Genomic DNA, 20,537 nt, shown 5'->3' with positions numbered 1-20,537 from the left:
AGTCGAGCATGGACAAGACACTGATGCGCTTCTTCGCGGCGCTGTGCGCCGTTGCGGGCCTGGCCGGCACGCCTGCGGTGGCGAACGCCACCTTGTACACGCTGTTCGACCTGGGCACGCTGGGCCCGCCCGGCCAGTGGCAGACGCTGCACGCCACCGGCCTCAACAACAGCGGCCAGGTGGTCGGCTATGCGTCCCACTTCTCGATGGACGCCCAGGGCGAATGGATCGAGACGACGCAGGCCTGGGTCACCGGTGCCAACGGCATCGGCATGACCGCCATCCCGACACTGGGCGGCGCCTGGAACCGGGCCACCGGCATCAACGATGCAGGGTGGGTGGTCGGCACGTCGCTGAACGCCGGCGGCAACGAGCGTGCGTTCGTGACGGGTCCGGGCAGCACGTCGCCGCGCGAGCTCGGCACGCTGGGCGGTACCACCAGCACCGCAGCGGCCATCAACGCCAGCGGCCAGGTGGTGGGCACCAGCACGACGGCCGCTGGCCTGCAGCGCGGCTACATCAGCGATGCGCAGGCCGGCAACCTGCACGACCTGGGCAGCCTGCACGAAAGCAGCCCCACCGCGATGAGCGTCCCCACGGCCATCAACGCGGCCGGGCAGGTCGCCGGGATGAGCCGCGCGACCAACCAGGGGCTGGACGACACGGAGCGCCCCTTCATCACCGGACCGAACGGCACGTCGATGCGCGAGATCACCGTCGCCGGCGCGGATCCGGGCACCCCCGGCCAGGTCTTCGCCATCAACGCGCGCGGGCAGACGGTCGGGCAGATGACGCCATTCCACTACTACCGCGATGCGTTCTTCGCCGAGGCCGACGGCAGCGGCCGGCTCCTGCATCTGCCCATCGCGCCGCCGGGCGGCGAGGCACCGCCCTACCTGAACAGCTGGGCCACCGGGCTGAACGCGTCGGGCCAGGCCGTCGGCTACTACTTCATGGGTCTCGAGATGGGGCTGTTCGTCACCGGACCCGACGGCAGCAACCCGATGCTGCTGGACCAGCAGGCCTTCACCGGGCTCGGCGCGCCGCTGCCGCAGTTCGGCGATGCGCTCGCCATCAACGATGCGGGGCAGATCATCGCGAGTGCCAGCAGCAATGGCCACGTCTACCTGATCTCGCCGGTGCCCGAGCCGGCCGTCGTCTCGATGCTGCTGGCAGGCCTGGGCCTGCTGGCCTGGCGGCAGAAGCAGTCCCCACGAAAGGAGATCCCATGAAGCACACGATGAAGCACCACCTGGTCCGCCTGCTGGCGGCACTGGGCACCTCCGGCGCCTTGCTGGCCGCCGCGCCGCTCGCGCAGGCCGTCGAATACAAGCTCACCGACCTCGGCGGCTTCGGCGGCGACTGGATCGGCATGGTCGCCGCCGGCCTGAACAACAGCGGCCAGGTGGTCGGCTATGCCTATGCGCGCGGCAACAACGGCTGGTCGTCCGACGACACCTACATGGCCTTCGTGACCGGCGCCAACGGCGTCGGCCTGACCAGCATCCCGACGCTGGGCGGCAGCTGGAACAGGGCGACCGCCATCAACGACCAGGGCTGGGTCGTCGGCACCTCGTCGATCAGCCCCGACAACGGCGACGCACCGGACGACACCCGCGCCTTCGTGATGCCGGGCGCCGGCGCCACGCCGCGCAGCCTCGGGTCGGCCGGCAACAGCACGGCGTCGAAGATCAATGCCGGCGGCCAGGTCACCGGCAGCTTCATCAACGCCGACGGGCTGCAGCGCGGATTCGTCACCAAGCCGGGCGCCGGCGCCCTCCAGCCGATCGGCACGCTGGGCGGCGCGACCTCGACGGCCAACGGCATCAATGCCGCCGGCACGGTGGCGGTCAATGCAGAGAACCGCATGCGCGGCGACCCGACGGAGCCGGTGCGCTCGCGCGGTGCGCTGGCCGACGCGAGCAACCAGGCGCTGACCGAGGTGAAGGTTCCCGGCTACGACTACGACAACATCGACACGATCTCGGGCGTTGCGGACATCAACGACCGCGGTCAGGTGCTGAGCGGTGCCGCGCGCTTCTATGGCCCGGACGGTGGCGTCTACCTCACTGAAGCCAGCGGTGCCGTGAAGAAGATCGAGCTGGGGCAGCTGGTCAAGTTCCCCACGGGGGGAGAGCGAACGGAGTTCTATGCCGGAGCCAGCGCGATCAACAACCTCGGCCAGATCGCGGGCAGATTCACGTACTCGCCCAACCTCTTCTCCCACGCCTTCATCACCGGCCCGAACGGCAGCGACCCGGTCGACGTCAACGACCTGACGTTCGTCAATGCCGATCCGTCGTTCAACGACCTCTTCCTGTACGCGAGCGAAATCAACGACCGCGGGCAGTTCGTCGTCACGACGCTCGGCAGCCGCGCGTTCCTGGTGACGCCGGTGCCGGAGCCGGCCGTCGTGCTGATGATGGCGTGCGGGTTGGGGTGGGTGGTGTGGCGCCGCCGCGCCAACCTCAAGGCTTGACCAGCAGGCAGACGGCGCGCGCCTCGATGGCTTCGAGGCGGCCGACCGGGCCCATCTTCTCGGCCGTCTTGGCCTTCACGTTGACGCGGTCGACGTCGAGGCCGAGCGCGCCGGCCAGCCGCTGGCGCATCGTCAGGATGTGCGGCGCCATCTTCGGCTGCTGCGCGACGATGGTGCTGTCGACGTTGGCGATCTCCCAGCCGGCCAGCCGCACGCGGCGCGCCGCCTCGGCCAGCAGCGCCAGCGAATCGGCGCCGTGGAATTGCGGATCGGTGTCGGGGAAATGCTTGCCGATGTCGCCCAGCGCGGCCGCGCCGAACAGTGCATCGGTCAGCGCATGGCACAGCGCGTCGGCATCGGAATGGCCGAGCAGCCCGTGCGTGTGCGGGATCTCGACGCCGCCCAGCACCAGCTTGCGGTCGGCCACCAGCTGGTGCGTGTCCCAGCCTTCGCCGACGCGCATCTCCGGCAGCTTGTTGCGGTTCGGGTTCATCAGCGCGTCCTCAGCAGTCGTTCGGCCAACGCGAAGTCGTCCGGGTAGGTGATCTTCAGGTTCTCCAGCGCGCCGCGCACCAGCAGCGGCGAGCGGCCCAGCGCCTCGATCGCGCTCGCTTCATCGGTGACATGGTCGCCGGCCTGCGCCAGCGCGTCGCGCAGCCGGCCGATGCGGAACATCTGCGGCGTCTGCGCCTGCCACTTGTGGCGGCGCTCGAGCGTGGCCTCGCTGCGGCCCTGCACCTCGTGCTTCAGCGTGTCGGCCAGCGGCAGCGCGAGCAGCCCGCCGACGGCATCGTGCAGGCACACGTCGATCAGCCGGTCGATCCATTCCGGGCGCACCAGGCAGCGCGCGGCGTCGTGCACCAGCACCCAGTCGTCGGCATGAGCACCGCGCGCCAGCAGTTCGGCCAGGCCGTTGGCAACGGTCTGCGCGCGGGTCTCGCCACCGACGCGCGCGGCCCAGCCGGTGAAGGCCGGCGCATGCGATTCGAACGCGTCGTCGGACGGGCTCAGCACCACCAGCACCTGCGTGAGCCGCACCACCTGCGCGAGTGCCGCCAGCGTGTGCGAGACGACGCTCGCACCGGCCAGCGCCGCGTACTGCTTCGGCCCGTTGGCCGCGGCGCGTTCGCCGACACCGGCGCAGGGCACGAGGGCGAACAACCTGGAGGGAGATGAAGTCGGCATGGGGCGCGAAAAAGTGGCCGAATTCTATAATCGGCACTGCTTGATCGCCCCGCCGCCACGCCGCGCGGGGCGATTTGATTTTGTCGCGCCGCCCGCGCCGCCCGTGTTGCCTGTGTCCATGCACCTTCCCAGCCTGTCTCCCGGAAAACGCTTCACGCTGCCCCGTCCGATCGGTTCGGCTGATGCGCTGCTGCTGGCCCGCTTTGCGCAGGCACGCACGGCCCAGAAGCAGCTCACCGCGATCGTCAGCGCGGAGCCGGCCGACACGCAGCGCCTCGAAGGCGAGCTCGCGTTCTTCGCGCCCGAGCTGCGCATCGCGGTGTTCCCCGACTGGGAAACGCTGCCCTACGACACCTTCTCGCCGCACCAGGACCTGATCTCCGAGCGGCTGGCCACGCTGTGGCGCATCCAGCGCGGCGAGGTCGACGTGGTGCTGCTGCCGGCCTCGACCGCGCTGGTGCGGCTCGCGCCTCCCAGCTTCCTCGCGGCCTACACCTTCAATTTCCGCCAGAAGGAAAAGCTCAACGAAGCCGCGCTGAAGGCCCAGCTCACCTTGGCCGGCTACACCCATGTGAGCCAGGTGGTGTCGCCCGGCGAGTACGCGGTGCGCGGCGGGCTGATCGACCTGTTCCCGATGGGCTCGCTGGTGCCGTACCGCGTCGACCTGTTCGGCGACGAGGTCGACAGCATCCGCACCTTCGACCCCGACAGCCAGCGCAGCCTGTTCCCGGTGCCCGAGGTGCGGCTGCTGCCGGGCCGCGAGTTCCCGATGGACGAGGATTCGCGCACCGCATTCCGCGCCCGCTGGCGCGAGAAGGTGGACGGCGACCCGACCAAGGTGCGGCTCTACAAGGACATCGGCAGCGGCATCGCCACCGCCGGCATCGAGTACTACCTGCCGCTGTTCTTCGACAGCGTCGCGACCATCTTCGACTACCTGGGCGAGCACGCCGCGATCGCGCTGCACGGCGAGGTCGACGACGCACTGAAGCGCTTCTGGGTCGACACCCGCGAACGGCACCGCTTTCTCCAGCACGACAAGGAACGGCCGATCCTGCCGCCGGAAGACATCTTCCTGCGCGCCGAAGACTTCTTCGCGATCGCGAATGCACACCCGGTGCTGTCGGTGCGCGGCAAGGAAGAGACAGACTGGGCCCGCCCGCTGCCCGACCTGAGCGTCGACCGCGGCGCGCCGGAACCGCTGAAGAAGCTGCAGCTGCACGTCGGCACCACGGCCCACCGCGTGCTGATCGTCGCCGAAAGCGAAGGCCGGCGCGAAAGCCTGCTCGAGTTGCTGCGCGACAACCGCATCGAGCCACCGTCGGTCAAGAGCCTGGTGGAGTTCGAGCAAGGCGACGAGCGCTTCGCGATCGCGGTCGCGCCGCTGGCCGAGGGCTTCTTCTGGCACGACACCGAGCACGGCAAGGCGATCCAGTTCATCACCGAGACCGAGCTGTTCGCGACCTCGCCCACCGGCCGGCGCAAGCGCAAGCAGGAGCAGGTCAGCGACGTCAATGCGCTGATCAAGGACCTGTCGGAGCTGAAGGTCGGCGACCCGGTGGTGCATGTGAACCACGGCATCGGGCGCTACGTGGGGCTGATGAACATCGACCTCGGCGAGGGCCCGAGCGAATTCCTGCACCTCGAATACGCCGACAAGGCGACGCTGTACGTGCCGGTCGCGCAGCTGCACCTGATCAGCCGCTACACCGGTGTCAGCGCCGAAGAGGCGCCGCTGCACCGGCTCGGTTCCGGCCAGTGGGACAAGGCGAAGCGCAAGGCCGCCGAGCAGGTGCGCGACACCGCGGCCGAGCTGCTGAACCTGTACGCCCGCCGCGCCGCGCGCGAGGGCTTCGCGTTCCGCTTCTCGCCGCACGACTACGAGGCCTTCGCCGCGAGCTTCGGCTTCGAGGAGACGCCCGACCAGAAGGCCGCGATCCATGCGGTGATCCAGGACATGGTGAGCCCGAAGCCGATGGATCGCCTCGTGTGCGGCGACGTCGGCTTCGGCAAGACCGAAGTCGCGTTGCGCGCGGCCTTCGTCGCGGTGACCGGCGGCAAGCAGGTGGCGATCCTCGCGCCGACCACGCTGCTGGCCGAGCAGCATTTCCAGAACATCTCCGACCGCTTCGGCAAGTGGCCGGTGAAGGTGGCCGAGCTGTCGCGCTTCCGCTCGCCGAAGGAGGTGAAGGCGGCGCTCGAAGGCATCGAGGACGGCACGGTCGACATCGTGATCGGCACCCACAAGCTGATCAGCCAGAGCGTCAAGTTCAAGCGCCTCGGGCTGCTGGTGATCGACGAGGAGCACCGCTTCGGCGTGCGCCACAAGGAGGCGATCAAGGCGATGCGCGCCGAGGTCGACGTGCTGACGTTGACGGCCACGCCGATCCCGAGAACCCTGGGCATGGCGCTCGAAGGCCTGCGCGACCTGAGCGTGATCGCGACCGCCCCGCAGCGGCGCCTGGCGATCAAGACCTTCGTGCGCAACGAGAGCACCGGTACCATCCGCGAGGCGGTGCTGCGCGAGCTGAAGCGCGGCGGGCAGGTCTACTTCCTGCACAACGAGGTCGAGACGATCGAGAACCGGCGCGAGAAGCTGCAGGAGCTGCTGCCCGAGGCGCGCATCGCGGTCGCGCACGGCCAGATGGCCGAGCGGCAGCTGGAACACGTGATGCGCGATTTCGTCGCGCAGCGCCACAACGTGCTGCTGTGCTCGACCATCATCGAGACCGGCATCGACGTGCCGAGCGCGAACACCATCGTGATCAGCCGCGCCGACAAGTTCGGCCTGGCGCAGCTGCACCAGCTGCGCGGACGCGTCGGCCGCTCGCACCACCAGGCGTATGCCTACCTGCTGGTGCCCGAGGTCGAAGGCCTGACCAAGCAGGCGGCGATGCGGCTGGAGGCGATCCAGAACATGGAGGAGCTCGGCTCGGGCTTCTACCTCGCGATGCACGACCTGGAGATCCGCGGCGCCGGCGAGGTGCTGGGCGACAACCAGAGCGGCAACATGATGGAGGTCGGCTTCCAGCTCTACAACGAGATGCTGAGCGAAGCGGTGCGTTCGCTGAAGGCCGGGCGCGAGCCCGACCTGCTGTCGCCGCTGTCGGCCACCACCGAGATCAACCTGCACGCCCCTGCCCTGCTGCCCGACGCCTACTGCGGCGATGTGCACACCCGCCTCAGCCTGTACAAGCGCCTGGGCACGGCCGAGAAGCCGGAGCAGATCGACACCATGCTCGAGGAGATCACCGACCGCTTCGGCAAGCTGCCGCCGCAGGGCCAGACGCTGTTCGACGTGCACCGGCTGCGCGTGCTGGCCAAGCCGTACGGCGTGATGAAGATCGATGCGGCGCCGGGGTTGATGGTGATCAGCTTCCGGCCCAACCCGCCGGTCGACGCGATGCGCATCATCGAGCTGGTGCAGAAGAATCGCCACATCAAGCTGGCCGGCAACGACAAGCTGCGCATCGAGCGCCAGACCCCCGAGCCGAAGGACCGCGCGCAGCTGATCCGCGACGTGCTGCGTTCGCTCGGCACCCCGAAGCAACCTGCCTGACCCATGACCTCTGAATTCGCCCCCGGCCTCGTCCTCCAGCGCTTCACGCCGCCGCTGCGGCTCGCGGACTTCAAGCTGATCGCGTTCGACATGGATTCGACGCTGATCAACATCGAATGCGTCGACGAGATCGCCGACGCGGCCGGCCGCAAGGCCGAGGTGGCGGCGATCACCGAGGCCGCGATGCGCGGCGAGATCGCCGACTACAAGGACAGCCTGCGCCGGCGCGTCGCGCTGCTGAAGGGCGTGCCGGTGGCCGCGATGCAGCTGGTGCTCGACCAGCGGCTGCAGCTGAACCCCGGTGCCGCGTCGCTGGTGCAGGCCTGCCAGGCGGTGGGGATGAAGACGCTGCTGGTGTCGGGGGGCTTCACCTTTTTCACCGACCACGTGCGCGACCGCCTGAAGATCGACTTCACCCGCTCCAACGTGCTGGAGGTCGCCGACGGCGCGCTGACCGGCCGCATGGTTGATCAACCGTGGGGCGACATCTGCGACGGCGACGAGAAGCGCCGCATGCTGCTCGCGACCTGCGCGCAACTGGGTATTGCGCCATCACAAGCCATCGCGATGGGCGACGGCGCAAACGACCTGCCGATGATGGGCGTGGCCGGGCTCTCGGTGGCCTACCACGCGAAGCCGGCGGTGCGGGCGCAGGCGATGGTGGCGATCAATGCGGGCGGATTGGACCGGTTGCTGGAAGTTTTCTGACTCATGTCGCTGAAAATCGATTTCAGCGACGCGTTTCGTTGACGTGTCGCTGCCAGCGACATATCCTCAAAACATGTCGCAAGAATCGAGTTTTGAGTACACGTGGCAGGCAGATCAGCCTTTCAACGGTCTGCCGCCACTGCCTCCAGCGGTCGAGCTTGAAACCAAGCCGGTCCTGAAGCAGTGCGTGCTGGCACGGTCGGCGCTGGCGGCCTTGAAACAGGCTGCGGCGTTGATCCCGAACCAGACGATGCTGATCAACACGTTGCCGCTGCTGGAGGCAAAGGACAGCTCGGAGATCGAGAACATCGTCACCACAGCCGACCGCTTGTTCCAGTACGCCCAGGGCGGCGACGCAGGCGCCGATCCAGCAACGAAGGAGGCATTGCGCTATCGCACCGCGCTGTATGCGGGCTTCAAATCGCTGGCGATACGTCCTCTGTCGACGGCAACTGCAGTCGAGATCTGTCAAACCATCAAGGCAGCCGACATCGACGTGCGCCGTGTGCCCGGGACCAAGCTGGCCCATGCGAATTCTGGCGCCGTCGTTTACACACCGCCCGATGGCGAGAGCCGGCTGCGCGACCTGCTGGCCAATTGGGAACGCTTCCTGCACGAGCAGCGCGATCTCGATCCACTGGTTCGCATGGCCGCGGGCCACTACCAATTCGAAGCCATCCACCCGTTCAGCGACGGCAACGGCCGGACCGGGCGCGTACTCAACATCCTGTTCCTGATCCAGGAGGAGCTGCTGACGTTGCCGATCCTCTACCTGAGCCGCTACGTCATCAGGAACAAGGCCGACTACTACCGGCTGCTGCTCGATGTGACGCGGAAGCAGGCCTGGGAGCCGTGGCTGCTGTACATGCTGCGTGCCGTCGAAGAAACGGCGAACTGGACGACCGCCAAGATCGCGGCGATCCGCGCGCTGTCGGAAGTCACCGCAGCCCATGTGCGAGCGCGGCTCCCGAAGATCTACAGCCGAGAGTTGGTCGACGTCATCTTCGAACAGCCGTATTGCCGCATCGCCAACCTGATCGACAAGGACGTCGCGCAGCGCCAGGCGGCGTCTCGCTACCTGAAGGCCCTCGTCGACATCGGTGTGCTGAGAGAGGTTCACGCCGGCAAGGAACGGCTGTTCATCCACCCACGCCTGATGCGCCTGCTCGCCGACGACACCAACCGCGTCGACCCCTACGCCGGCATCACCACGATCCCGTCCGCATCCGCATAAAGCCACTCGCCCGGCCGCACCCACACACCCTGCACCTGCACCGCGACGTCGCGCTGCCCTTCGTTGCGCTTCTCGGTCGGCAGCGGCATAGGCGCCAGCGCGCGGATGCCGACATCGCAGGCCGCCAGTTCCGCCACGTCGCGCACGCAACCGTCGACCACCAGCCCGGCCCAGCCGTTGCGCGCCGCGGCCGCCGCGAGGTTGCCGCCGACCAGCGCGCGCCGCAGCGAGCCACCGCCGTCGACCACCAGCACCCGGCCCTGCCCCGGCGAATCGACCGCCGCCTTCACCAGCGAGTTGTCCTCGAAGCACTTCACCGTGCTGACCAGCCCGCTGAACTTAGCCCGGCCGCCGAAATCGCGGAACACCGGCGGCAGCACGCGGAACGCGCCGTCGGTGTCGTTCTTGTGCGCATCGCACAGGTCGCAGGTGGCGAAATCGATCGTGTGCTCGGTGCTCATGCAGTGACCTTCTTGATCGGGGGTTTCACATCTTCGCGCCGCGGCGGCAGCATGGTCTGGTGCTCGCGCGGGGTGTTCAGGATGATCGCGGTCGAGGTTTCGGTCAGCAGGCAGAACTTGGTGACGACGGCGTCGAGGTGGGCCACGTCGATCACCGCGATCTCCAGCATCCAGCTGTCCTCGCCGGTCACGTTGTAGGCATTGACGACCTCGGGGCTCTGCTGCACCAGCTTCACGACCCGCGCGTACTCGGCGCGCCCGACCCGCATCACCGCGCGGATGCCGTAGCCGAGCTTGCCGAGGTCGACCGTCGCGCGGTAGCCGGTGATCACGCCGGCCGCCTCCAGCTTGCGCACCCGTTCGGTCACCGCCGGCTGGCTCAGGTGCACGCGGCGGCCCAGTTCGGCCATCGTCAGCCGCGCATCGGCCTGCAGTTCGGCGAGGATGCGCGTGTCGTGGGCATCGATTTCAGCGTTCAAGGCAAAACCTCCGAAAGTCCTTCAAACATAGCATGCGGCGCATCGGACGACATTGCTTTTCGCATTCCATTGCAGCGCTTGCCTTCGTACGATGTCGAGCTGATTTTTCATCGAGCCTGCCATGTCCGCCTCTTCACCCACCGTCGCGATGCAGCCCGACCGCGGCCCGCAAGCGCTGATCCTGCTGTGCCTGGCCGCCACCTGGCTGGTCTGGGGCTCCACCTACCTCGCGATCAAGTTCGCGCTGGTCAGCTTCCCGCCCTTCCTGCAGATGGGCTCGCGCTTCCTGTTCGCCGGCGTGCTGCTGATGGCCTGGATGCGCTGGCGCGGTGCGCCGTGGCCGAGCCGCGTGCAATGGCGCAATGCGCTGGTCGTCGGCGCGCTGATGCTGGGCGGCGGCATGGGCTGCACCGCCTACTCGGAACAGACGGTGGGCTCGGGCCTGGTGGTCGCGTTCATCGCGGTGGTGCCGCTGATGATCGCCGGGCTGAACCTGCTGTGGCGCGTGGTGCCGAGCCGCATCGAACTGCTCGGCATCGCCGTCGGCCTGGCCGGCGTGCTGATGCTGACGCAGGGCGCCGGCTTCCAGGCCTCGCCGATCGGCCTGGCCGCCATCGCCACCGCCTGCCTGACCTGGTCGATCGGCAGCGTGCTGAGCCAGCGCAGCCTGCCGCTGGCCCCGGGCGCGACCGGCTTCGCGAGCGAGATGATCTGCGGCGGCGTGGTGCTGTTGCTGCTGGCCGCCGTGACCGGCGAGCAGATGCAGTGGCCGCCCGAGCCGAAGGCGGTCGGCGCCTGGTTCTACCTGGTGGTGTTCGGCTCGCTGATCGCGTTCAACGCCTACATGGTGCTGCTGTCGAAGGCGAGCGCCGGGCTCGCGTCGAGCTACACCTTCGTCAACCCGGTGATCGCGATGCTGCTGGGCGTCGCGGTGGCCGGCGAGACCGTCACGCACTACGAGTGGGCCGCGGCCGGCGTGGTGCTCGCCGGGGTCGTGCTGCTGCTCTGGAAGAAGGCAAGGTGACGAGACGCGCCGCCTTGCCATCAGGCGGGCGCCCCGTTTGCCCGCCGTGACGGCATGTTCCTGGAACAGGAGAGCCGACATGGCCAAGTTCATCACGATCGGATATGGCGATGAAGCCGGCTACGACCGGACCGCCGCCGCGGTGAGAGACGCGGCGCACGCTCACGACGCATCGATGCGTGCCGGTGGTGCATTGATCGGCGTGGCGGGCACGCCGGTGCAGGTGCGAAACCACGACGCCGCGGGTGTTCAGACGACTGCCGGCCCCTTCCTGCGAAGCGACCTGCCGATTGCGGGGTTTGCCGTGATCGACGCGACGAGCCTGCAGGAAGCCATTGCGTTGGTGTCGAAGACGCCCTGCGCCGTTGCACACGGCGTCGTTGAAGTCTGGCCCCTTCAGGACATGCCCTGACGCCGGCTAGCGCTGCGCGATGGCAGCAGCCTCGCGCCGCCACAGCGTGAACCGCTTCAGCTCGCGCGTGCTGACGGCCTTCAGCAATTGCGCCTGGTCCAGCGGCCCGAGGTGCTGCGCCATCGCATCGAGCAGCCTGGTCGGCACCGCCTGCGCGTTCGAGACGGCCAGCGCATCGGCGTCGCTGTCGGGCTGCGTCATCAGCACGAAGAACAGGTCTTCGCCGAGCGGGCCGTCTTCGGTGGTCAGCACGTCGACCTGACGGATGTCGGACCAGGCCAGGCGCCGGGTCGACGGCTCCTGCGGATCGTCGGGCAGGCCGCTGCGGTGCACCAGGCCCCACGGACCGACGTCCAGCGTGTCGTAGCCCGGCATCGCCACCTGGCGGCGCTGCGATCGCAGCAGCGGCGGCAACAGGCTCAACGCGAGCAGCAAGGCCCCCGGCCACCAGCGCGCCTGCCCGGCCCAGGCCGCCGCCAGCCACACCAGCGACACCGCGAGGCAGGCCCGCCACACCCAGCGCTCTGCCGGCGTCGGCGCCGGCACGGGATTGACGGGAAGCACTTTGTTCATCGTCGGCAATATATCGTTGGTACGACACCGCGGGGATGACATTGTCTTGAACAAGTCATCCGACGGCACCCTTCGGCCTGCAGGGCGATCCGGTCTGTCATGCCTGGCCCAGCCGGCGCTTTGCCGCGTCGCGGATCGCCTGCAGGCTGCTGCGGCTGGTGCTGACGTCGGCATCGAGCTTCAGGTGCAGCAGCGTCGGGCGGCCGCTGTCGAGCGCGGCGGCAAACGCCGGCTCGAAGCCGGCAGTGTCCGAGACACGCGCCGCGCGCCAGCCGAAGGCTTCGGCCAGCGCCGCGAAGTCCGGGTTGAACAGGTCGCTGCCGCTGACGCGCCCGGGGTACTCGCGCTCCTGGTGCATGCGGATCGTCCCGTAGGTGCCGTTGTCGACGACGACGCTGATCAGCCGCTTCGCGCCGTAGCCGGTGGCGGTCGCGAGCTCCTGCCCGGTCATCAGGAAATCGCCGTCGCCGGCAATGTTGACGACGGTGCGCTCGGGGTACAGCAGCGCCGCGGCCACCGCCGCCGGCACGCCGTAGCCCATCGCACCGGCGGTCGGCGCGAGCTGCGTGCGGCCGGCGTGCTGCAGGCCGTGGTAGCGGCAGAAGCGGTGCAGCCAGCCGCTGTAGTTGCCGGCGCCGTTGGTGTAGACGGTGTCGGCCGGTGCGAGGCGCTGGATGGTCTTGATGACCTCGGCCATGTCGAGCGGCTGCACCGCGGCGGCGACGTGATTCGCTTCGTAGTCGGCATGCGCGGCGGCCGTCCAGTCGCCCCAGGCGGGCCGGGTGGGCGCGGCCAGCGCTTCGAGCGCCTTCGCCGCGGCGGCCATCGACGACTGCAGCAGCAGGTCGGCGACATAGACGCGGCCGAGTTCCTCCGGCCCGGCGTGGATGTGCACCAGCTTCTGCAGCGGCCGCGGCGCCTTCAGCAGCGTGTAGCCCCCGGTCGTCATCTCGCCCAGCCGCGCGCCGACGGCGATCACCAGGTCGGCTTCGCCGATGCGCCGCGCGAGCGCTGGGTTGATGCCGATGCCGACATCGCCGGCGTAGTTGGCATGCCGGTTGTCGAACAGGTCCTGGAAGCGGAACGCGCAGCCGACCGGCAGGTTCCAGTTCTCGGCGAAGCGCTGCAGCGCGGCGCAGGCGGCCGCATCCCAGCCGCTGCCGCCGGCGATCACGAACGGCCGCTCGGCGGCCATCAGCAACGCCCGCAGGTCGCGCAGGCCGCCCGGCGCGGGCCAGGCGTGGGCCGGCTCGGCGCGCGGCAGCACCGGTGCGTCGGTGGCCTGCGTCAGCATGTCTTCCGGCAGCACCAGCACCACCGGCCCGGGCCGGCCCTGCAGCGCGGTGTGGAAGGCGCGCGAGATGTATTCGGGCAGCCGCGCCGGGTCGTGCACCTCGCCGACCCACTTCGCGAACCCGAGCGTGCCGGGGCCGAACACCTGCCGGTAGTCCAGCTCCTGGAAGGCCTCGCGGTCGCGCTGGTCGCTGGCCACCTGGCCGATGAACAGCACCATCGGCGTGCTGTCCTGGAAGGCCGTGTGCAGCCCGATGCTGGCGTTGGTGGCGCCGGGGCCGCGCGTCACGAAGCAGACGCCCGGGCGGCCGGTCAGCTTGCCCTGCGCCTCGGCCATGAAGGCGGCACCGCCCTCCTGCCGGCAGGCGATGAAGCGGATCTTGTCGGCGTGCTCGTGGAAGCCGTCGAGCACGGCCAGGTAGCTCTCGCCGGGCACGCCGAAGACGGTGTCGATGCCTTGCGCGATCAGCGCTTCGACCAGCACGTGGCCGGCCAGTCGTTGCGGGCGTGGCGAATGGGACGGAGAGTCGGTCATGTCGGCGCGGCACGGGAAGCGGAATGAAGCGCCCAGTGTGCCTCGTGCGCTGACGATTCGCGGCAGCGTCGAACAGGAAGTGTCCGTCGGCGACGCAATCGGCGTCTGCGTTGGCACGAATGGTGGGCATGCGCCGCGCCGATGGGTCGCGCGAACGCAGCGCCGGTGCGGGCTGACGGCACGCTCCCGGGCCGCGCCATCACACGGTGGCGGCCCACCGGGATGGTCCGCAACTTGCCCGTTTCGCGGCATGACAAAGACCTCCCTGCTGGCCGCCCTCTTCGCGACCGCTGCCCTCGCCGCCTGCAGCGGCAGCGGCAGCGGTGGCGACAGCGCCGCCCCTTCGCCCGTCGGGGCCGCACCCTCGCCGGCCCCGGCTCCCGCGCCGGCGCCCGCACCGAGCCCGTCACCCAGTCCTGCACCCGCGCCGAGCCCGGCCCCGGCACCCAGTCCCGCACCGAGCCCGGCGCCCTCCCCGGCACCGGCCCCCGCCCCCGCACCCAGCCCGGCCCCCGCACCGGCCCCGTCGGCCAACACCTGGCCCGACCTCGGCAACACCCAGGCGCCGGCCCACACCGCGTCGCCGACGAGCAACAACGGCACGCCGACGCTCGGCGGCACGCTGACCTTCACCAACATCGGCGCCAAGGGCTACTGGGGCCGCCGCATCGAGGCGCAGGCCGGCAGCGCGAGCTGCAACGTGCAGTCGGAGGTCATCAAGTTCCCGTGGGGCGACGAATCCTGCTGCCGCACGAAGCACGAGGTGACCAGCGACAGGATCAGCCCGTTCAACGAAGAGCTCGGGCTGGTGCTCGACGGCCCGTTGCGCATCAAGCAGCTGGTCGTCTACCAGCCGCTGACCACCACCGACGGCAACTGGGCGATCCGCTCGTTCTGGGACCGTCGCACGCCCGACAAGCCGTACAACTTCCACTTCTCCGGCCCCAACAAGTCCTTGGTGCTGCCCAGTGAGCTCGGCAACAGCTGCACCGTCTTCGCTTCGCAGGAGAAGCCGTTCAAGTGCGGCCCCGGCAGCGACCCGTACTGCCCCGGCTCCGACCTCGACTTCGTCGGCTGGAAGGGCTCGAAGCTGGTCGTGATGCTGGCCGGCATGCCCTACGCCGACGACCCGTCGATGAAGCCGCTGAGCTGCGTCACCGACGGCAAGGACGAGAAGGCCGAAGACTCGCCGTGGCTGGCCGTCGCTCCGTCGGAGCTGTACCGCGACGGCTGGTCCGGCTACAGCCCCTGCCACTGCTTCAGCAACACCCCGGGCAACGCCGGGCTCGGCGACGGCTGCGGCCAGATCAACATCCTCGAGGTCGTCTCCGAATCGCAAGGCACGCAGTACGGCAACCGCGACATCATCAGCACCGGCATCCGCTCGTACCAGGTGGGCTCGCTGGGCGGTTCCACCTGCGGCGTCAAGGGCTGCACGATGGACCACTTCGCGGCCGATGCCGACCTGCTCGACGCCAACAGCCTGACGGTGATGAAGCAGGGTGCCGTGATCGACGCCAACAACCGCGGCAGTGCCGGCCCGGTGTGGCGCCGGCCGGTGGACGACCGCTACTACCTGGTGCTGCTCGACGAGCAGTCGCGCGCGGTGCAGGTGGCGATGGTCCACCCCGGCGCGATCCCGGCGGCGTTGAAGGCCATCGTGCCGGCACTGCCGAACACCATCGGCCGCAGCGCGATCGACAGCCTGATGGGGCTGCGCCTGCCGAAGTGAGACCGCCATCCAGGCTCGCAATACCATCTAGGGGTTCAACCGGATGCCCATAATTCACCGTCCGTTGAATTATGGGCGCCATGCCGTCGCCTGCCACCAACGTCGTCGAGCTGCGCACGCGTGACGCCGAGCGCACGCAGCAGGAGATCCTGCGCGCCGCGATGCACGAGTTCGCCGAGCGCGGCCTGGGCGGCGCCCGCATCGACGGCATCGCCGAGCGCGCCGGCGTCAACAAGCGACTGATCTACTACTACTTCGGCGGCAAGGACGAGCTGTTCCTCGCGGTGCTCGAGCAGACCTATGCCGACATCCGCGACGCCGAGCGCGAACTGCACCTCGAACGCCTGAGCCCGCCCGACGCGGTGCGCCGGCTGGTGTCGTTCACCTGGGAACACTACCTCGCGCACCCGGAATTCCTGACGCTGCTGAACAGCGAGAACCTGCACCGCGCCCGCCACCTGAAGGCGTCGAAGCGCATCCTCGAGATGAACTCGCCGCTGGTGCAGACGCTCGGCGAGGTGCTCGAGCGCGGCCGCCGCGACGGCGTGTTCCGCGGCGGCGTCGACGCGGTGCAGCTCTACATCTCGATCGCCGGCCTCGCGTACTTCTACCTGTCGAACAACCACACGCTGTCGACCATCTTCGGGCGCGACCTGATGGCGCCGAAGGCCTTGTCGGAGCGCCTGTCGCACATCACCGAGGTGGTGATGGGCTATGTCCTGCGGGACTGACTGCAGGCCCACACAATTCACCAACTGGTGAAGAAGGACGGCACGATGAAACGCTGGCTCCTGTCTCCCGCGCTGCGCCCGGCCTGGCTGCTGCTGGCGTTGCTGGTGCTGTGGGACCTGGCGGTGCGGGTGTTCCGCATCCCGCCCTACCTGATCCCGACGCCGTGGTCGGTGGCCCACCAGCTGGTCGCCGAAGGGCCGATGCTGCTGCGCGAGACGCTGCCGACATTGGCCGCCACGCTGGCCGGCTTCGCGCTGTCGGCGCTGTTCGGCGTGCCGATCGCGATGTGGATCGCGTCGTCGCGGCTGGTCGAGAGCTTCGTGTACCCGCTGCTGGTGTTCTCGCAGTCGATCCCGAAGGTCGCGGTGGCGCCGCTGTTCGTCGTGTGGTTCGGCTTCGGCATCGTGCCCAAGGTGATCGCGGCCTTCCTGCTCGGCTTCTTCCCGGTGGTGGTGGCCACGGTGCAGGGCTTCAAGTCGGTCGAGGCCGACGTGATCGACCTGGCGCGCTCGATGGGCGCGAGCCCGTGGAAGGTGTTCATCAAGTTCCGGCTGCCGACCGCGCTGCCGTCGATCTTCAGCGGCCTGAAGGTGTCGGTGACGCTGGCGGTGGTGGGCGCGGTGGTCGGCGAGTTCGTCGGCTCGAACTCCGGCATCGGCTACGTGCTGCAGAAGGCCACCGGCAGCTTCGACCTGCCGCTGATGTTCGCCGCGCTGGTGCTGCTGTCGCTGGTCGGCGTGCTGCTGTTCCTCGCGATCGAAGGGGTCGAACGCTGGCTGATGCCGTGGCATGCGTCGCAGCGCAGCGGGCAGCAGCCGATGCACTGACGCTACACACACAACGAAGGAGACACGCATGAGACGACGCACCCTGGCCCGCGCTGCAGCACTTTCCGCGCTGGGCGCCACGCTGGCGCTGCCGGCCTTCGCCCAGTCGCGCGACAAGGTCGTGCTGCTGCTGAACTGGTACGTGTACAGCGAGCACGCGCCCTTCTTCATCGGCAAGGAGAAAGGCTTCTACGAGGCCGAGAACATCGACCTGGAGATCCAGGAAGGCCGCGGCTCGGCGGTGTCGATCCAGGCGGTGGCGGCGGGCTCGGCCACCTTCGGGTATGTCGACGTGCCGACGATGATGAAGGCCGCCGCCAAGGGTGCGCCGGTGAAGGCGGTCGGCGTCGCGCTGCAGGTGAGCCCGATGTCGGTGATGGGCTTCGCCGACAAGGGCGTGAAGGCCGCGAAGGACATCGCCGGCAAGACCGTCGCGATGACGCCGGGCGATTCGATGAGCCAGATCTGGCCGCTGTTCCTGAAGAAGACCGGGCTGCAGGAAGGCCAGTTCAAGACCGTCTCGGGCGATGCGCAGACCAAGCTGAACGCGGTGATCAACGGCCAGGCCGACCTGCTGCTCGGCTATGTGATGGACCAGAACATCAAGCTGCAGGACGCGACGAAGAAGCCGGTGCAGCTGGTGCGCTTCGCCGACTACGGCGTCAACCTGATCAGCTCCGGCATCGTCGCCCACAAGGACACGCTGGCCGCCAAGCCCGACCTGGTGAAGCGCTTCCTGCGCGCCACCACGCGCGCGCTCGAAGAGGCCGAGAAGAACCCCGAGGCCGCGGTCGACGCAACGCTGAAGGCCAACCCGAAGTCGGGCCAGCGCGACACGATGCTGGTGGGCCTGAAGCTGACGACCGCGCTGTACCACACCGACGACACGCGGGCGCTGCGGCCGCTGCGGGTGTCGATGAAGAACGTCGGCGAATCGCTGGACCTGCTGGTGCAGTACGGCGGCATGGACCCGGCCACCCGCGGCAAGCCGGAAGACTACGTCTCGCTGGACCACCTGCCGTGATGTGCCGCCGATGAGCGCCGTGCTGAAACCCGTCGAGTCGGCCGCAACGTCGCCGGTGCTGATCGAGGTGCGCGGGCTGCGCAAGACCTACCGCACGCAGGATGGCGACGTCGAGACGCTGCGCCCGCTCGACCTCGCGATCCGCGCCGGCGAGTTCGTCTCGGTGGTCGGCCCGTCGGGCTGCGGCAAGAGCACGCTGATGAAGCTGGTGGCCGGGCTGCTGCCGGCCAGCGGTGGTGAACTGACGCTGTCCGGCCGCGCGGTGCACGGCCCGCAGACCGATGTCGGCATCGTGTTCCAGAACGCGCTGCTGCTGCCGTGGCGGCGCGTCATCGACAACATCCTGCTGCAGGCCGAGATCCGCGGCCTGCCGATGGCGGCGGCCCGCGAGCGCGCGCAGCAGCTGATCGAGATGGCCGGGCTGCGCGGCTTCGAGAACAAGTACCCGTGGCAGCTGTCGGGCGGCATGCAGCAGCGGGTGGCCATCCTGCGCGCGCTGCTGCACGACCCGCCGGTGCTGCTGATGGACGAGCCCTTCGGCGCGCTCGACGCGATGACGCGCGAGCGCATGAACCTCGAGCTGCAGCGCATCTGGGGCGCGTCCGGCAAGACGGTGCTGCTGATCACGCACAGCATCCCGGAGGCGATCTTCCTGTCGGACCGGGTGGTCGTGATGACCGAACGGCCGGGCGCCATCGCCGCGGTGTACGACATCGCGCTGCCGCGGCCGCGCTCGCTCGACGTGATGGGCAGCGAGGCCTTCGCCGCGTACGCGAAGACGCTGCGCGCGCACTTCTACGCGCAGGGGTCGCTCGATGCGCATTGAACCCGGAAAGCGCGCGTGAGAAGCGAAGGCATCCTGCTGGTCGTGCGGGCGGTCGACTGCGGCGTGCGGCCGGTGTCGCTGCGCCTGCCGTTCCGCTTCGGCGCGGTCACGCTGGCACGCTGCCCGCAGCTGTTCGTGCGCGCCACCGTCGAGGTGGCCGGCCGCGGCAGCTGGCAAGGCCATGCAGCCGAGCTGATGGTGCCGAAGTGGTTCGACAAGCGCCCTGGCCTGACGCATGCCGACAACGTCGGCCAGCTCGCCGCCGCGGTCGAGCGCACGGTGCAGGCCTATGCCGGCGATGCGTCGGCCAGCGCGTTCGAGCTGTTCCAGCGCCATGCGACCGCGCTGGCGGAGGCCGGCCGCCGCGCCGGCGCGACCGAGCTGGCGAGCGCCTTCGGCCCGGCGGTGGTCGATCGCGCGGTGATCGACGCGCTGTGCCGTGCGCTCGGCCTGTCGATGTTCGATGCGGTCGCGCGCAACGCAATCGGCCTGCAGCCGAGTCCGCTGCTGCCCGACCTGCGCGGCTTCGACTGGAACGGCTGGCTGCCGACGCTGGTGCCGCGGCAACACATCGAAGCCCGCCACACCGTCGGCCTGCTCGATGCACTGCAGCCCGTGCCCGACGACGCCGGCGCGCTGCCGGTGAGCCTGCCGGCGGTGATCGCGCGCCACGGACACCGCGTCTTCAAGATCAAGCTCGGCGGCGATCCGCAGGCCGATGTGCAACGCCTGGCCGAGGTGCTGTCGGTGCTCGACCGCGACGCGCCCGGCCACCGCTACACGCTGGACGGCAACGAGCAGTACGGCGATGGCGCGGCGCTGTCCGACCTGTTCGCGCGGCTCGCGTCGCTGCCGGCCTACGCCGCGCGGCCGGATGCGCTGCTGTACCTCGAACAACCGCTGCCGCGCGACCGCTCGTTCGACGGCCCATTGCCCTCACTGCCCTGTCCCTTGTTGATGGACGAGGCCGACGGCACGCTCGATGCCTTCGTGCGCGGCCGCGACGCCGGCTGGCACGGCGTGTCGAGCAAGGGCTGCAAGGGCTTCTACAAGTCGCTGGTCAACCGCGCGCGCTGCGAGCGCTGGAACCAGGCGGCACAGCGCGACGGCCAGGAGCCCGCATGGTTCATGTCGGCCGAGGACCTGACCTGCCAGGCCGGCCTCGCGGTGCAGCAGGACCTGGCGCTGGCCGCGCTGCTCGGCCTGTCGCATGCCGAGCGCAATGGCCACCACTATGCCGATGGCTTCGGGGCCGCACCCGACGTCGAACGCCAGGCCTTCGTGCGGGCCCATCCCGACCTGTACGACGCCGACGGCCGCCTGCGCATCGCCGGCGGCCGCATCGACCTCCATTCGCTCGCCGCGCCCGGCTACGCGCACACCGCCACGCCGGACGGGTCGGCGATGCAGCCGCTGTCGCAAGCCACTTCACTCGTCTGACCCGCAAGGATTTC

The 20,537-nt window shown here is 69.3% G+C and carries 19 protein-coding genes; 13 read left to right on the top strand and 6 right to left on the bottom strand.

Annotated features, from left to right (window positions below; genetic code table 11):
* Positions 1-8: 8 nt before the first annotated feature.
* Entirely contained in the window at positions 9-1,232 is a 1,224-nt protein-coding gene (locus tag ASC98_RS18795) for an HAF repeat-containing PEP-CTERM protein (protein ID WP_056814577.1), read from the top strand.
* A complete protein-coding gene (locus ASC98_RS18790) occupies positions 1,229-2,479 on the top strand; it encodes a PEP-CTERM sorting domain-containing protein (protein ID WP_056814568.1) in 1,251 nt (416 codons plus the stop codon). Before ASC98_RS18795 ends, ASC98_RS18790 begins: the two co-directional genes overlap by 4 nt.
* Here ASC98_RS18790 and ispF read toward each other — a convergent pair.
* Both ispF and ispD read right to left on the bottom strand, forming a co-directional pair.
* Positions 2,469-2,972, bottom strand: coding sequence for a 2-C-methyl-D-erythritol 2,4-cyclodiphosphate synthase (gene ispF / locus ASC98_RS18785; protein WP_082541675.1), 504 nt, complete (start codon positions 2,970-2,972; stop codon positions 2,469-2,471). The genes ASC98_RS18790 and ispF overlap by 11 nt on opposite strands.
* A complete protein-coding gene (ispD, locus tag ASC98_RS18780) occupies positions 2,972-3,640 on the bottom strand; it encodes a 2-C-methyl-D-erythritol 4-phosphate cytidylyltransferase (protein WP_369820417.1) in 669 nt (222 codons plus the stop codon). Before ispD ends, ispF begins: the two co-directional genes overlap by 1 nt.
* Before the next feature lie 22 nt (positions 3,641-3,662).
* On the opposite strand from ispD, the gene mfd reads away from it, so the two are divergent.
* From mfd to fic, 3 genes are all read left to right on the top strand, one after another.
* Complete coding sequence (gene mfd, locus ASC98_RS18775; RefSeq protein ID WP_369820416.1) at positions 3,663-7,223, top strand: transcription-repair coupling factor; 3,561 nt, start codon at positions 3,663-3,665, stop codon at positions 7,221-7,223.
* Positions 7,224-7,226: 3 nt separating this feature from the next.
* A complete protein-coding gene (gene serB, locus ASC98_RS18770) occupies positions 7,227-7,931 on the top strand; it encodes a phosphoserine phosphatase SerB (RefSeq protein WP_056814560.1) in 705 nt (234 codons plus the stop codon).
* A 73-nt stretch (positions 7,932-8,004) separates the two neighbouring features.
* The gene (fic, locus tag ASC98_RS18765) at positions 8,005-9,165 is read left to right on the top strand and encodes a protein adenylyltransferase Fic (protein WP_056814558.1); all 1,161 of its coding nucleotides are present in this window, start codon (positions 8,005-8,007) and stop codon (positions 9,163-9,165) included.
* On the opposite strand, the gene rraA is transcribed toward fic, so the two are convergent.
* Together rraA and ASC98_RS18755 are read right to left on the bottom strand one after the other, a co-directional pair.
* Positions 9,126-9,626, bottom strand: coding sequence for a ribonuclease E activity regulator RraA (gene rraA / locus ASC98_RS18760; protein ID WP_056814555.1), 501 nt, complete (start codon positions 9,624-9,626; stop codon positions 9,126-9,128). The genes fic and rraA overlap by 40 nt on opposite strands.
* Positions 9,623-10,105 carry an Lrp/AsnC family transcriptional regulator gene (locus ASC98_RS18755; protein ID WP_056814554.1) on the bottom strand — a complete coding sequence of 161 codons (483 nt, stop codon included), beginning with the start codon at positions 10,103-10,105 and terminating at the stop codon, positions 9,623-9,625. Before ASC98_RS18755 ends, rraA begins: the two co-directional genes overlap by 4 nt.
* Before the next feature lie 121 nt (positions 10,106-10,226).
* Between ASC98_RS18755 and yedA the strand changes: the two genes are divergently transcribed.
* Together yedA and ASC98_RS18745 are read left to right on the top strand one after the other, a co-directional pair.
* The gene (gene yedA, locus ASC98_RS18750) at positions 10,227-11,129 is read left to right on the top strand and encodes a drug/metabolite exporter YedA (RefSeq protein ID WP_056814550.1); all 903 of its coding nucleotides are present in this window, start codon (positions 10,227-10,229) and stop codon (positions 11,127-11,129) included.
* 79 nt (positions 11,130-11,208) lie between these two features.
* Positions 11,209-11,541 (top strand): YciI family protein, encoded by a 333-nt coding sequence (locus ASC98_RS18745; protein ID WP_056814546.1) that lies wholly within the window; start codon positions 11,209-11,211, stop codon positions 11,539-11,541.
* 6 nt (positions 11,542-11,547) lie between these two features.
* Here the strand turns inward: ASC98_RS18745 and ASC98_RS18740 are convergent, their stop codons facing one another.
* Together ASC98_RS18740 and ASC98_RS18735 are read right to left on the bottom strand one after the other, a co-directional pair.
* Positions 11,548-12,114 (bottom strand): hypothetical protein, encoded by a 567-nt coding sequence (locus ASC98_RS18740; protein ID WP_056814538.1) that lies wholly within the window; start codon positions 12,112-12,114, stop codon positions 11,548-11,550.
* A gap of 97 nt (positions 12,115-12,211) precedes the next feature.
* A complete protein-coding gene (locus tag ASC98_RS18735; protein ID WP_056814535.1) occupies positions 12,212-13,942 on the bottom strand; it encodes a thiamine pyrophosphate-binding protein in 1,731 nt (576 codons plus the stop codon).
* A 250-nt stretch (positions 13,943-14,192) separates the two neighbouring features.
* On the opposite strand from ASC98_RS18735, the gene ASC98_RS18730 reads away from it, so the two are divergent.
* The 6 genes from ASC98_RS18730 (at position 14,193) to ASC98_RS18705 (ending at position 20,523) form a co-directional block, all read left to right on the top strand.
* Positions 14,193-15,674 carry a DUF2403 domain-containing lipoprotein gene (locus tag ASC98_RS18730; protein WP_162249238.1) on the top strand — a complete coding sequence of 494 codons (1,482 nt, stop codon included), beginning with the start codon at positions 14,193-14,195 and terminating at the stop codon, positions 15,672-15,674.
* 80 nt (positions 15,675-15,754) lie between these two features.
* The gene (locus tag ASC98_RS18725; protein ID WP_157597743.1) at positions 15,755-16,405 is read left to right on the top strand and encodes a TetR/AcrR family transcriptional regulator; all 651 of its coding nucleotides are present in this window, start codon (positions 15,755-15,757) and stop codon (positions 16,403-16,405) included.
* A 45-nt stretch (positions 16,406-16,450) separates the two neighbouring features.
* A complete protein-coding gene (locus ASC98_RS18720) occupies positions 16,451-17,233 on the top strand; it encodes an ABC transporter permease (RefSeq protein ID WP_056814820.1) in 783 nt (260 codons plus the stop codon).
* 28 nt (positions 17,234-17,261) lie between these two features.
* The gene (locus tag ASC98_RS18715; RefSeq protein ID WP_056814529.1) at positions 17,262-18,257 is read left to right on the top strand and encodes an ABC transporter substrate-binding protein; all 996 of its coding nucleotides are present in this window, start codon (positions 17,262-17,264) and stop codon (positions 18,255-18,257) included.
* 10 nt (positions 18,258-18,267) lie between these two features.
* Complete coding sequence (locus ASC98_RS18710) at positions 18,268-19,083, top strand: ABC transporter ATP-binding protein (protein ID WP_056814817.1); 816 nt, start codon at positions 18,268-18,270, stop codon at positions 19,081-19,083.
* A 15-nt stretch (positions 19,084-19,098) separates the two neighbouring features.
* Positions 19,099-20,523 (top strand): hypothetical protein, encoded by a 1,425-nt coding sequence (locus ASC98_RS18705; protein ID WP_056814525.1) that lies wholly within the window; start codon positions 19,099-19,101, stop codon positions 20,521-20,523.
* The last annotated feature ends 14 nt before the right edge of the window (positions 20,524-20,537 follow it).

It is taken from the genome of Rhizobacter sp. Root1238 (assembly GCF_001425825.1).
GTDB lineage: Bacteria > Pseudomonadota > Gammaproteobacteria > Burkholderiales > Burkholderiaceae_C > Rhizobacter.
The sequence above is the reverse complement of the archived record's forward strand: the minus strand, read 5'-3'. Positions and strand labels throughout refer to the sequence as shown.

What these genes read in the sequence shown, in the direction of transcription:
- ASC98_RS18795 (WP_056814577.1), top strand. Translation starts at nt 9, where the DNA reads ATGGACAAGACACTGATGCGCTTCTTCGCGGCGCTGTGCGCCGTTGCG.
- ASC98_RS18790 (WP_056814568.1), top strand. Translation starts at nt 1,229, where the DNA reads ATGAAGCACACGATGAAGCACCACCTGGTCCGCCTGCTGGCGGCACTG.
- ispF (WP_082541675.1), bottom strand. Translation starts at nt 2,972, where the DNA reads ATGAACCCGAACCGCAACAAGCTGCCGGAGATGCGCGTCGGCGAAGGC.
- mfd (WP_369820416.1), top strand. Translation starts at nt 3,663, where the DNA reads ATGGGGCGCGAAAAAGTGGCCGAATTCTATAATCGGCACTGCTTGATC.
- serB (WP_056814560.1), top strand. Translation starts at nt 7,227, where the DNA reads ATGACCTCTGAATTCGCCCCCGGCCTCGTCCTCCAGCGCTTCACGCCG.
- fic (WP_056814558.1), top strand. Translation starts at nt 8,005, where the DNA reads ATGTCGCAAGAATCGAGTTTTGAGTACACGTGGCAGGCAGATCAGCCT.
- rraA (WP_056814555.1), bottom strand. Translation starts at nt 9,626, where the DNA reads ATGAGCACCGAGCACACGATCGATTTCGCCACCTGCGACCTGTGCGAT.
- yedA (WP_056814550.1), top strand. Translation starts at nt 10,227, where the DNA reads ATGTCCGCCTCTTCACCCACCGTCGCGATGCAGCCCGACCGCGGCCCG.
- ASC98_RS18745 (WP_056814546.1), top strand. Translation starts at nt 11,209, where the DNA reads ATGGCCAAGTTCATCACGATCGGATATGGCGATGAAGCCGGCTACGAC.
- ASC98_RS18740 (WP_056814538.1), bottom strand. Translation starts at nt 12,114, where the DNA reads ATGAACAAAGTGCTTCCCGTCAATCCCGTGCCGGCGCCGACGCCGGCA.
- ASC98_RS18735 (WP_056814535.1), bottom strand. Translation starts at nt 13,942, where the DNA reads ATGACCGACTCTCCGTCCCATTCGCCACGCCCGCAACGACTGGCCGGC.
- ASC98_RS18730 (WP_162249238.1), top strand. Translation starts at nt 14,193, where the DNA reads ATGACAAAGACCTCCCTGCTGGCCGCCCTCTTCGCGACCGCTGCCCTC.
- ASC98_RS18725 (WP_157597743.1), top strand. Translation starts at nt 15,755, where the DNA reads ATGCCGTCGCCTGCCACCAACGTCGTCGAGCTGCGCACGCGTGACGCC.
- ASC98_RS18720 (WP_056814820.1), top strand. Translation starts at nt 16,451, where the DNA reads ATGAAACGCTGGCTCCTGTCTCCCGCGCTGCGCCCGGCCTGGCTGCTG.
- ASC98_RS18715 (WP_056814529.1), top strand. Translation starts at nt 17,262, where the DNA reads ATGAGACGACGCACCCTGGCCCGCGCTGCAGCACTTTCCGCGCTGGGC.
- ASC98_RS18710 (WP_056814817.1), top strand. Translation starts at nt 18,268, where the DNA reads ATGAGCGCCGTGCTGAAACCCGTCGAGTCGGCCGCAACGTCGCCGGTG.